Genomic DNA, 12,072 nt, shown 5'->3' with positions numbered 1-12,072 from the left:
CGGCAAGCCCGGTGAGCCTCGACAGGATGGCGCCACCTCAGAGTGGCTCGTGAATCACCTCCAGCGGGTAGTGGTGCCCCGCCGCGGCATCGCGGATGCGCCGCAACACCAGGGGGCTGCGCAGGCGGCCGTCGCGGGCCAGGGCCTCCAGCTCGTCGCGGGTCAGCCAGTGACAGGCGAGGATATCGCTATCGAGTGCGCGCTCGAGGCGAGCCTCGGCTCGGGCGATAAAGCCGTGGCTATGGAAGGTCAGCCCCGAATCGGTGCGAAAGCAGTAGAGCCCCAGGTAGGCCAGCGGGGTGACCCGCCAGGCGGTCTCCTCGAGCACCTCGCGACACACCGCCTCGACCAGGCTTTCGCCTGGCTCCAGATGACCGGCGGGCTGGTTGAAGAGGGTGGCGGGGCCGCCGCGTTCCTCTTCCACCACCAGGTAGCGGCCATCGCGCTCCACCACGCAGGCCACGGTGACCCGGGGGCTCCAGCGGCTCACCGGCCACGCCTCGGCTTGGCGCGGCCGCGGCTCGCCGGCTTGGCACCGCGCATGGCGCCCTTGGCAGGGCGATCCTGGGGCTTGGCCGGGGCATGCAGGGTCTCGCTGCGCCACTCGCCGGGGGCCAGGCCGTCCAGGCGCCAGGGGCCGATGGCGATGCGCACCAGGCGCAGGGTAGGGTGCCCCACCTGGGCGGTCATGCGCCGCACCTGGCGATTGCGCCCCTCGCTGATGGTCAGCTCCAGCCAGGTGGTGACCGGGTGGCGCCTGGGGTCCAGGGGCGGGTCGCGCTCGGGCAGGCCGGAAGCGTCCAGGCGGCGCACCCTGGCGGGGCGGGTGGGGCCGTCACCCAGGGTGACGCCGCGGCGCAGCGCCGCCAGGGCGTCGTCGTCGGGCACGCCCTCCACCTGGACCCGATAGGTCTTGGGCTGCTTGTGGCGGGGGTGGCTGATGCGATGGATCAGCTCGCCGTCATCGGAGAGCAGCAGCAAGCCTTCGGAGTCGTGGTCGAGGCGTCCCGCCGGATAGATCCCCGGCACCTGGATGACGTCGGCCAGGGTGGCACGCCGCTCCCCCGCACCGGCCGAGCGGTCGGTGAACTGGGAAAGCATGCGGTAGGGCTTGTGGAGGAGATAGAGGGTGCTCATAAGGGCAAGCTTACCGGCAAGCGGGGCGGGATGGCAGGGGGCGCGACCGACTTACCCTTATTGCTTATGCGCCGAGCCGGGCGCGCTGATATAATGCCGCCGCTCGCCGGGAGCGCCCTCGACACGTCGGGGCCTGCTACAAGCAACCTGCCGGGCGCCGATGTTCCCTGCCAGGGGCCTGTCGGATTTAGCCGATCGTGACGAGAATCGCAGTGGATCAGTGTTAAGTCCGGCAGGCCCCCAGATAGACCCGGCTTCATCGCCTTGCCGGGCGGGCCGCATAGAGCCCCCGAGGCGGACATCGTCAGCGCGCGCTACCGATCCAGTTTCATGCCACCGCATTGACCAGAGAGATCAACGCCAACATGTCAAAAACGCCGAAGATTATCTACACGCTTACCGACGAAGCGCCGGCCCTGGCCACCTATTCCCTGCTGCCGATCATCGATGCCTACACCGACTCCGCCGGTATCAGCGTGGAGACCCGGGACATTTCCCTGGCCGGCCGCATCATCTGCCTGTTTCCCGACTACCTGAGCGACGAGCAGCAGCTCGGCGATCACCTGGCCGAGCTCGGCGAGCTGGCCAAGACCCCCGAAGCCAATATCATCAAGCTGCCCAATATCAGCGCCTCGGTGCCGCAGCTCAAGGCGGCCATCCGCGAGCTGCAGGGCCAGGGCTACAAGCTGCCCGACTACCCAGACGAGCCCACCAGCGACGTGGAGCGCGATATCAAGGCGCGCTATGACCGGGTCAAGGGCAGCGCCGTGAACCCGGTGCTGCGCGAGGGCAACAGCGATCGTCGCGCCCCCAAGTCGGTGAAGAACTATGCCCGCAAGTACCCGCACCGCATGGGCGAGTGGAGCGCCGATTCCCAGTCCCACGTGGCCTGCATGAGCGAGGGGGACTTCTACGGCAGCGAGAAGTCCGCCACCCTGGCCGCCGAGGGCGCGGTGAAGATCGAGCTGGTCGGCAAGGACGGCACCCCCACCGTGCTCAAGGAGAAGACCCCGGTACTGGCCGGCGAGGTGATCGACGCCGCGGTGATGAGCCACAAGGCGCTGAGCGCCTTTATCGCCGAGCAGGTCGCCGATGCCAAGGCGCGTGACGTGCTCTTCTCCCTGCACCTCAAGGCCACCATGATGAAGGTCTCCGACCCGATCATGTTCGGCATCGTGGTCGAGACCTTCTACCGCGAGGTGCTGGACAAGCACGCCGAGGCCCTGGAACGGGTCGGTTTCGATGCCAACAACGGCATCGGTGACCTCTATGCCACCATCGCCAAGCTGCCCGCCGCCCAGCAGGACGAGATCAAGGCCGATATCGAGGCGCTCTATGCCGAGCGTCCGCGCCTGGCCATGGTCAACTCCCACAAGGGCATCACCAACCTGCACGTGCCCAGCGACGTGATCATCGACGCCTCCATGCCGGCGATGATCCGCGACTCCGGCAAGATGTGGGGCGCCGACGACGCCCTGCATGACACCAAGGCGGTGATTCCCGATCGCTGCTACGCCACCATCTATCAGGCCACCATCGACGACTGCAAGGCCAACGGCGCCTTCGACCCGACCACCATGGGCAGTGTGCCCAATGTCGGCCTGATGGCCCAGAAGGCCGAGGAGTACGGCTCCCACGACAAGACCTTCCAGATTCCCGCCGACGGCACCGTGCGCGTCACCAGCGACGCCGGCGAGGTGCTCTTCGAGCACGCCGTGGAGAAGGGCGATATCTGGCGCATGTGTCAGACCAAGGACGCCCCGATCAAGGACTGGGTCAAGCTCGCCGTGACTCGCGCCCGCGACAGCGAGACCCCGGCGGTGTTCTGGCTCGACGCCCAGCGTGGCCACGACGCCGAGCTGATCAAGAAGGTCGAGACCTACCTCCAGGAGCATGACACCAGCGGCCTGGATATCCGCATCCTGGCGCCGGTGGATGCCATGAAGTTCTCCCTGGAGCGCATCCGCCGCGGCGAGGACACCATCTCCGTCACCGGCAACGTGCTGCGCGACTACCTCACCGACCTCTTCCCGATCATGGAGCTGGGCACCAGCGCCAAGATGCTCTCCATCGTGCCGCTGATGAACGGTGGCGGCCTGTTCGAGACCGGTGCCGGCGGCTCCGCGCCCAAGCACGTCCAGCAGCTCCTCGAGGAGAACCACCTGCGCTGGGACTCCCTGGGCGAGTTCCTGGCCCTGGCCGCCTCCCTGGAGCACCTGGGCAAGACCTTCGACAATGCCCGCGCCCGGGTGCTGGCCAAGGCGCTGGACGAGGCCAACGGCAAGTTCCTCGACAGCAACAAGTCGCCGTCGCGCAAGGTCGGCGAGCTGGATAACCGCGGCAGCCATTTCTACCTGGCCATGTACTGGGCCGAGGCCCTGGCCGCCCAGGACGAGGACGCCGAGCTCAAGACGCTGTTCGGCAAGCTGGCCGAGGAGTTCCATGCCAAGGAGGCGGTGATCGTCGAGGAGCTCAATGCGGTGCAGGGGCAGGCCGTGGATATCCAGGGCTACTACCACCCGAACGGTGAGCAGACCGAGGCGGTGATGCGCCCCAGCGCCACCCTCAATGCCGCCCTGGCCCTGGTGGCCCAGGGCTGATAGCCCCGGCGCGCCCCTGAGACCAGTGGTGCGACGGCCCCCGCCCGTATCATGGGCGGGGGCCTTTTGCATTAGGCCCTTGCATGCGTGCCGGGCAGGCCGCATCTTGATAAATGAACCCGCCACCGGCCCGGGCGTCCAACCAGGGTTGAGACGCGCCGCGCCGGGTGGCTTGTAGAAATGGGTAGTGCTTCATATGTTCAAGACAGAGGAACCCTGGCGGGGCGTATTCGCCGGCATGACCCGACCCGACGAGGAGGGCGATGGCGACCTGGCGGTGCAGAGCGCCGATCCGGAGCTGGCTCACCCTCCCATGTACAAGGTGGTCTTGCACAACGATGACTTCACCCCCATGGAGTTCGTGGTGGAGGTGCTGCAGGTCTTCTTCCATATGGATCAAGAGAAGGCGGTGCAGGTGATGTTGGCGGTGCATACCCAGGGCAAGGCGACCTGCGGCATCTTTACGCGAGATATCGCGGAAACCAAAAGCCACCAAGTCAATCAATATGCCAGAGAGTGCCAGCACCCGTTGCTGTGTGATATCGACAGGGCCGATTGAGACGCGATCACGGTCGCAGGAGGCCACCGCACTCGCGGGCAACGCCCCAGGGGGTTGCCAACGTCGTGAAAGTGCCCGATGGTGAAACTGCCGGTGCCCACCGGTTGAAGCCCGAGGCGGCAAGAAGGGGACTGCCATGCTGAGCAAAGAACTTGAACTGACCCTGAACACGGCCTTTACCGTGGCGCGTTCCAAGCGTCACGAGTTCATGACCGTGGAGCATCTGCTGCTGGCCCTGCTGGACAACGCCTCCGCGGCGGATGTGCTTAGGGCTTGTGGGGCCAATCTCGACAAGCTGCGGTCCGATCTGCAGGATTTCATCAACTCCACCACGCCGCTGATCCCCGAGGATCAGAGCGATCGCGAGACCCAGCCGACCCTGGGCTTTCAGCGCGTGCTGCAGCGTGCCGTCTTCCACGTGCAGTCCTCCGGCAAGAGCGAGGTGACCGGCGCCAATGTGCTGGTGGCGATCTTCTCCGAGCAGGAGAGCCAGGCGGTCTACTTCCTCAAGCAGCAGAACGTGGCGCGGGTCGATGCGGTCAACTACATCGCCCATGGCATCTCCAAGGTTGCCGGCCATGGCCAGAGCGCGGCCCCCCAGGCGCCGGATGCCGAGGAGGCCGAGGAGGGGGTGGCCGAGGGCGGCAACCATCCGCTGACCAGCTATGCCACCAACCTCAACGAGCAGGCGCGGCTCGGCAAGATCGATCCGCTGATCGGGCGCGAGCACGAACTGGAGCGAGTGGTGCAGATCCTCGCCCGGCGGCGCAAGAACAACCCCCTGCTGGTGGGTGAGGCCGGCGTCGGCAAGACCGCCATCGCCGAGGGGCTGGCCAAGCGCGTCGTCGAGGAGGAGGTGCCCGACGTCATCAACGATGCCGTGGTCTACTCCCTGGACATGGGGGCCCTGCTGGCCGGCACCAAGTATCGCGGCGACTTCGAGAAGCGCCTCAAGAGCCTGCTGGCCGAGCTGCGCAAGCAACCCAATGCCATCCTCTTCATCGATGAGATTCACACCGTGATCGGTGCCGGGGCCGCCTCCGGCGGGGTGATGGATGCCTCCAACCTGCTCAAGCCGCTGCTCTCCTCCGGCGAGCTGCGCTGCATCGGTTCCACCACCTTCCAGGAGTATCGCGGCATCTTCGAGAAGGATCGCGCCCTGGCGCGGCGTTTCCAGAAGGTCGACGTGATGGCGCCCTCGGTGGATGACACCATCCGCATCCTCAAGGGACTGCGTGGTCGCTTCGAGGAGCACCACAAGCTGAAGTACACCGACTCGGCCTTGGAGAGCGCGGTGCGCCTAGCGGATCGCTATATCAATGATCGCCACCTGCCCGACAAGGCCATCGATGTGATCGACGAGGCCGGTGCCCACCAGCGCCTGCTGCCGCCGGAGGTGCGGGTCGATACCATCGACGTGGATCAGGTCGAGGCGGTGGTGGCCTCCATCGCGCGGATTCCGCCGAAGAGCGTCTCCAGCTCCGACCGCAAGTTGCTGTCGAAGCTCGATCGCGACCTGAAGATGCTGGTGTTCGGCCAGGACGAGGCCATCGACAGCCTGGCGGCGGCCATCAAGCTCTCCCGGGCCGGCCTCAAGTCCCCGGACAAGCCGGTGGGCAGCTTCCTTTTCGCCGGCCCCACCGGGGTGGGCAAGACCGAGGTGGCCCGCCAGTTGGCCAAGATCATGGGCATCGAGCTGGTGCGCTTCGACATGTCCGAGTACATGGAGCGTCACACGGTGTCACGGCTGATCGGCGCGCCCCCGGGCTATGTGGGCTACGATCAGGGCGGTCTGCTCACCGAGGCGATCACCAAGCAGCCCCACTGCGTGTTGCTGCTCGACGAGATCGAGAAGGCCCATCCGGAGGTCTTCAACCTGCTGCTGCAGGTGATGGATCACGGTCGCCTCACCGACAACAACGGTCGCGAGGCGGATTTCCGCCATGTGATCCTGATCATGACCTCCAATGCCGGCGCCGAGCAGATCGCACGGCGCTCCATCGGCTTCCAGACCCAGGACCACTCCACCGATGGCATGGAGGTGATTCGCAAGACCTTCTCGCCGGAGTTCCGCAACCGCCTGGATGGCATCATCCAGTTCCATGGCCTGGACCCCAAGGTGGTGCGCAACGTGGTGGACAAGTTCCTGGTGGAGCTGCAGGCGCAGCTCGACGAGAAGCGGGTGCAACTGGACGTGGACGAGCCGGCCCGGGCCTGGTTGGCCGAGCGTGGCTACGACCCGGAGATGGGCGCGCGGCCCATGGCCCGACTGATCCAGGAGAAACTCAAGAAGCCCCTGGCGGAGCTGATCCTGTTCGGCGAGCTCGCCGAACATGGCGGCGTGGTCCACGTCACCGTGGAGGAGGGCAGCGACGAGTTGCATCTGGCCACCGAGGCCGAGGTGGCCTGAGCCTAGACACCGGTCGGCCTGCGGGCCGGCCACCACCGACCGGCGCCCTGTCAATCGACGGGGCGTCGTCTTTTCTACTGGCCGGTGGGTCGGGTGGCGCCGGCGAGGCGCGGGGTGGTCGAGCCCGGCTGGGCACGACTCAGCGGGAGCGGTAGACGATGCGTCCCTTGGAGAGGTCGTAGGGGGTCAGCTCGACCTTGACCTTGTCGCCGGTCAGGATGCGGATATAGTTCTTGCGCATCTTGCCGGAGATGTGGGCGGTAACGACGTGGCCGTTCTCCAGCTCCACGCGGAACATAGTGTTGGGGAGGGTATCGACGACGACCCCTTCCATTTCGATATGGTCTTCACGTGCCATATAGGCGTTTCCTCATTGATGGTCACTCGGCTGCCGCGACGCGACACTGACGGCCATGAGGCCGTCGCTGATCAAGATAGCGCGATATTGTGCCGCATGCCGTGCGTCAAGGCAAAAATCACAGCGCGATTAGTCGGCGCCAGGTGCGTCCATCGAGGTACTCCAGGGGCTGGAAGGCCTGCTTGTAGTTCATCTTGCGGCACTCGCGGATCCAGTAACCCAGGTAGACATGGGGCAGCGCCCGCTCCTCGGCGAGGCGCAGGGTGCGCAGCACCGCATAGGTGCCCAGGGAGCGGCGGTCGAAGGCCGGGTCCGGGTCGAAGAAGGTGTAGATGGCCGAGATGCCGTGACTCAGCAGGTCGATGGCCGAGACCGCCACCAGGCGCCCGTCGAGGCGAAACTCCAGCAGCCGCGCATAGGGGTGATCGAGGGTCAGGAAGGTGCGGTACTGCTCGTGGCTGGGCGGGTACATGTCGCCATCGGCATGGCGGGTACGAATATAGCGGTCATAGAGCTGGTAGTGCTCTTCATGGAAGCGCGCGGGGCGCTCGAACAGGGTCAGGTCGGCGTTGCGGTGCATCAGCTTGCGTTGGGTGCGGCTGGGGCGAAACTCCGCCACCGGGATGCGCACCGAGATACAGGCATGGCAGCCCTCGCAATGGGGCCGATAGAGGTGACGCCCGCTGCGCCGGAAGCCCAGCAGGGAGAGGGCGTCATAGACTCCCTGCCCCGGGGACTCCTGGGGGTCCAGGAACAGGGTCGTGGCCTCCCGCTCCTTGAGGTAGCTGCAGGGGTGCGGGATGGTCAGAAAGAAACGCAGGTCTCGTACCGGGCGCTGCGGCGCATTACTGCTCACGGTCGCCGTCTCCTCCGGGCTCACTGACGTCAGGGCGGGGTAGGCACGGAAGGGGGCTCCATGCTCGCCCGCTCACTAGTCGCCCAGGCACCGCTGGCCCGGTCGACATACTGCTCAAGATAGCCGATGAACGTCTCCCGGGCGATGTCCCGGGCCCCCAGGCTGGCCAGGTGGTCGGTGTGCATCTGGCAGTCGATCAGGCCGCCGCCATGGGCCTGGAGATGACGGCAGAGGTGCACCAATGCCACCTTGGAGGCATCCGACACCCGCGAGAACATCGACTCGCCGAAGAAGACCCGGCCCAGGGCCATGCCATAGAGGCCGCCCACCAGGGCGTCGTCCTGCCACACTTCCACCGAATGGGCATGGCCCCGGGCATGCATCAGGCAGTAGGCATCGCGCATCTCGTCGGTGATCCAGGTGCCTTCCCGTCCCTCACGGCTGGCGGCACACTGCTCGATGACCGCCTCGAAGGCGTGATCCCGGGTAACCTGGAAGCCGCCATTGCGCAGTCGCTTGGCCAGGCTGCGGCGCACCCGGAGCGCCTCGGGAAAGAGCACCATGCGCGGGTCCGGGCTCCACCACAGGATCGGCTGATCATCGCTGTACCAGGGGAAGATGCCGCGCCGGTAAGCGGCCAGCAGCCAGGCCGGGGTCAGGGCTCCCCCGGCGGCCAGCAGGCCGTCCGGGTCGCGCAGGGCCTGATCCAGGGCGGGGAACTGCACCGGGTAAGGGGCGAGCCAAGGCAGCATGGGCGGTCGTATCATCGGAAACGGGGCCAGGCGGTGTGCCTCCGCCCATCACGCCTAGTGTGACCGGCTTTCCCGGTATCGACAAGGCACCCTCGTCGGGACAGGCTAGGCTCGGTATGATGGCGCCACGCTATCGGACAAGGTTCGCCGTGACGATGCGGTCAGGGCGAAGCAAGACACAAGGGGGATGACCATTTGAGCGTCGACAAGAAGACCACGGGTCGTCGTGTCTCCACACAACAGGCCAAGGAGCAGGCGCGGCGTTTCGGCGTGCGCCTGCAAGGCGCCTCCCGGGAGGGGGCGGTCATTCTATTGCTGGCGGGCTGCGTCTTCCTGCTGCTGGCGCTGTTCAGCTACCAGTCGGGCGACCCGGGGTGGTCGCACAGCGGCCCGGAGGGCGGGGTCGCCAACTGGATGGGGCCCATCGGTGCCTGGCTCGCCGATGTCCTCTATTCGCTGTTCGGCGCCAGTGCCCTGTGGTGGCCCGGCATGCTGGGGTTCGGCGCCTGGCGGCTACTGCGTACCCGGCGCCTGGAACTGGAGTGGGATGCCACCGCCCTGGCGGTGCGCCTGGGGGGGCTGGTGTTGCTGCTGCTGGGCACCACCACCCTGGGGGCGCTGCACTTCTTCAGCGAGGACAGCAACCTGCCCTATGCGGTGGGAGGGATCCTCGGCGAGGGGCTGATGATCGGCCTGGCGCCTCTGGTCGGCGCCCATGGCACCACCCTGCTGGCCCTGGTGGCCCTGCTCTGTGGCCTGCCGCTGTTCAGCGGGCTCTCCTGGCTGGCGCTGATGGACGAGCTGGGGCTGCGGGCGCTGCGTCTGTCCGAGCGGCTATGGCGCTGGATCGGTGGGGGCCGCGATAGCGAGCGGGAGGACGAGCGGCCGAGCGAACCGCGGTCGCCGGAGAAGCGCGAGGCCGAGGCCTCGACGGCGCGCCCCTGGTGGCGACGCTGGCTGCCCCGCCGCGAGGCGCCCCAACTGGCCGCGGCATCCGGCGTGGCGGCTTCCCGTCGCGCCGAGCCGAGCCTCGAGGGGGATACCGAGATTCCCTGGGAGGTGCCGGCGCATACCCCTTCCGCCAAGGATCCCGAGGCGGCCTATACCCGGCGTTTCGCCGAGTCGTCGGCGGCGCCGGTGGGCGAGAGCGGCCTGAGCGCCCGCCGTGACGAGGCAGAGCCGCCATCCACCTCGGGTATGGCGCTGCGGGCGGAGGTCGAGCGGCCGGACCGGCACGCGCCGGCGGTGGCGCCCTCGCAGGATGCCGCTGCCGAGACGCCGAGAGCGGAGCGCCTCGACGTGCCGGCTTCCGAGCCTGAGCCCAAGCCAGAGCCAGAGCAACCCGGCGTCGCCCCGCTATCGAGCGCGGCTGCGACGACGCCCAGCGGCGAAGCGCCCCCATCGCCGGCGCGGCCCCAGGCCACGACGACGGAGCGCCGCGAGCCGCGCCTGGTCAGTTGGAGCGAGGCGGGCTGGGAGGATGACGACGACGAGCCGACCCTGACGACGCCCCGGGCAGGCGTCCAGGCAAGGGCGCCGGCGAGCGAAGAAGATGCGCCCCCGGATGCCGCACCGGCAACTGAGGAGGGCTCGCGGCCTGCTGCGCCGCCGGCGACTCCCCCGGCACCTTTCTCCGTCGGCGAGGAGGCGTCCTCTTCCCGAGAGGCGGAGCCCCTTGACCTGCCCGCCACGCCGGAAGGGTGGGAGGAGGACGAGCCACGCCTGGCCACCGCCGAGCAGGGCCGCGCCGCCGCCGACGAGGGACCGACCCTGTGGACCGTGGAGCACCTGCAGAATCAGCGTCCGCTGTTCGATGACCTGGGTGACCCGGAGGGCGTGGTGCCGTCGGTGCGTCTGCTGACGCCCCCGGAGGCTCATGAGCCCAACTACACCCCGGAGCAGCTGGCCAGCATGGCGGAACTGCTGGAGGTGCGGCTGCGCGAGTATGGCGTCAAGGCCGAGGTGGTGGAGACCTGGCCGGGGCCGGTGATCACCCGCTTCGAGATCAAGCCGGCGGCGGGGGTCAAGGTCTCCAAGATCAGCAACCTGGCCAAGGACCTGGCGCGCTCGCTGATGGTCAAGAGCGTGCGGGTGGTGGAGATCATTCCCGGCCGCCCCACGGTGGGCATCGAGATCCCCAACCCCAAGCGCGCCATGATCCGCCTGCGCGAGGTGCTCGACTCCGACCGCTACCTCCACGAGGCCTCGCCCCTGGCCCTGGCCCTGGGCCAGGATATCGGCGGGGCGCCGGTGGTGGCCAACCTGGGCAAGATGCCCCACCTGCTGGTGGCGGGGACCACCGGTTCGGGCAAGTCGGTGGGGGTCAATGCCATGCTGATCTCCATGCTGCTCAAGGCGACCCCGGAGGAGCTGCGCCTGATCATGGTGGACCCCAAGATGCTGGAGCTCTCCGTCTACGACGGCATTCCGCATCTGCTGGCGCCGGTGGTCACCGACATGAAGGAGGCCGCCAACGGCCTGCGCTGGTGCGTGGCGGAGATGGAGCGCCGCTACAAGCTGATGGCCGCCATGGGGGTGCGCAATATCGCCGGTTTCAATGCCAAGCTCGACGAGGCCGCCCGGGCCGGAGCCCAGGTGGCCGACCCCCTCTGGGAGCCGCAGCCCTGGCAGATGCACGAGTCGCCGCCGGTGCTGGAGAAGCTGCCTTATATCGTGGTGGTGATCGACGAGTTCGCCGACATGTTTATGATCGTCGGCAAGAAGGTGGAGGAGCTGATCGCGCGCCTGGCCCAGAAGGCCCGGGCCGCGGGTATCCACCTGATCCTCGCTACCCAGCGTCCCTCGGTGGACGTGGTCACCGGCCTGATCAAGGCCAATATCCCCACCCGCATCGCCTTCCAGGTCTCCTCCAAGGTGGACTCCCGGACCATCCTCGATCAGGGCGGCGCCGAGAACCTGCTGGGCCACGGCGACATGCTCTACCTGCCCCCCGGGGCGGGCCTGCCGATGCGGGTGCATGGCGCCTTCGTCGACGATGACGAGGTGCACCGGGTGGTGGAGGACTGGAAGCGTCGCGGCGAGCCGGAGTATATCGACGAGATCCTCTCCGGTGGCGTCTCCGCCGAGGCCCTGGCCGGACTCGAGGCGGAGGGCGGCGGCGACGGCGACGATGCCGAGCAGGACGCCCTCTATGACGAGGCGGTGCAGTTCGTCACCGAGTCCCGCCGCGCCTCCATCTCCGCGGTGCAGCGGCGCTTCAAGATCGGCTACAACCGGGCCGCGCGCCTGGTAGAGGCCATGGAGATGGCCGGCGTAGTCTCCACCATGGGCACCAATGGCGGCCGCGAGGTGCTGGCGCCGCCACCGGTGAATGACTGATCCCGGTGTCCTCGTTTCACAATCTTGCAGCAACCATGAAAGCCCCGGCCCCCCCGGCACT

The 12,072-nt window shown here is 67.6% G+C and carries 9 protein-coding genes; 4 read left to right on the top strand and 5 right to left on the bottom strand.

Translation table 11 applies throughout. The features are described from left to right. Positions 1-37 precede the first annotated feature (37 nt). A complete protein-coding gene (locus tag ACQ1W9_RS13540) occupies positions 38-490 on the bottom strand; it encodes an NUDIX hydrolase (protein WP_431023841.1) in 453 nt (150 codons plus the stop codon). Next, positions 487-1,137 (bottom strand): pseudouridine synthase, encoded by a 651-nt coding sequence (locus ACQ1W9_RS13535; protein ID WP_431023840.1) that lies wholly within the window; start codon positions 1,135-1,137, stop codon positions 487-489. The genes ACQ1W9_RS13540 and ACQ1W9_RS13535 overlap by 4 nt, the downstream gene beginning before the upstream one ends. 365 nt (positions 1,138-1,502) lie before the next feature. Here ACQ1W9_RS13535 and ACQ1W9_RS13530 point away from each other — a divergent pair, with 365 nt between their 5' ends. The 3 genes from ACQ1W9_RS13530 to clpA all read left to right on the top strand — a co-directional run bounded on the left by ACQ1W9_RS13530 (position 1,503) and on the right by clpA (position 6,706). After that, positions 1,503-3,737 carry an NADP-dependent isocitrate dehydrogenase gene (locus tag ACQ1W9_RS13530; protein WP_431023839.1) on the top strand — a complete coding sequence of 745 codons (2,235 nt, stop codon included), beginning with the start codon at positions 1,503-1,505 and terminating at the stop codon, positions 3,735-3,737. 196 nt (positions 3,738-3,933) lie between these two features. Continuing rightward, entirely contained in the window at positions 3,934-4,296 is a 363-nt protein-coding gene (gene clpS, locus ACQ1W9_RS13525; protein WP_346061992.1) for an ATP-dependent Clp protease adapter ClpS, read from the top strand. Positions 4,297-4,432: 136 nt separating this feature from the next. Further along, positions 4,433-6,706 (top strand): ATP-dependent Clp protease ATP-binding subunit ClpA, encoded by a 2,274-nt coding sequence (gene clpA / locus ACQ1W9_RS13520; protein WP_431023838.1) that lies wholly within the window; start codon positions 4,433-4,435, stop codon positions 6,704-6,706. A gap of 139 nt (positions 6,707-6,845) precedes the next feature. Here the strand turns inward: clpA and infA are convergent, their stop codons facing one another. The 3 genes from infA to aat form a co-directional block, all read right to left on the bottom strand. Further along, positions 6,846-7,064 carry a translation initiation factor IF-1 gene (gene infA / locus ACQ1W9_RS13515; protein ID WP_013332816.1) on the bottom strand — a complete coding sequence of 73 codons (219 nt, stop codon included), beginning with the start codon at positions 7,062-7,064 and terminating at the stop codon, positions 6,846-6,848. A 118-nt stretch (positions 7,065-7,182) separates the two neighbouring features. Further along, positions 7,183-7,920 (bottom strand): arginyltransferase, encoded by a 738-nt coding sequence (locus ACQ1W9_RS13510; RefSeq protein WP_346061990.1) that lies wholly within the window; start codon positions 7,918-7,920, stop codon positions 7,183-7,185. A gap of 29 nt (positions 7,921-7,949) precedes the next feature. Then, positions 7,950-8,672: a leucyl/phenylalanyl-tRNA--protein transferase gene (gene aat, locus ACQ1W9_RS13505; RefSeq protein WP_431023837.1), complete on the bottom strand. Its 723-nt coding sequence runs from the start codon at positions 8,670-8,672 to the stop codon at positions 7,950-7,952. Between the two features lie 195 nt (positions 8,673-8,867). Here aat and ACQ1W9_RS13500 point away from each other — a divergent pair, with 195 nt between their 5' ends. Further along, positions 8,868-12,011, top strand: coding sequence for a DNA translocase FtsK 4TM domain-containing protein (locus ACQ1W9_RS13500; RefSeq protein ID WP_431023836.1), 3,144 nt, complete (start codon positions 8,868-8,870; stop codon positions 12,009-12,011). Positions 12,012-12,072: the final 61 nt, after the last annotated feature.

Source organism: Halomonas sp. H5 (genome assembly GCF_050613175.1).
GTDB classification, from domain to species: domain Bacteria; phylum Pseudomonadota; class Gammaproteobacteria; order Pseudomonadales; family Halomonadaceae; genus Bisbaumannia; species Bisbaumannia salifodinae.
This window is presented reverse-complemented; position numbering and strand designations above follow the sequence as displayed.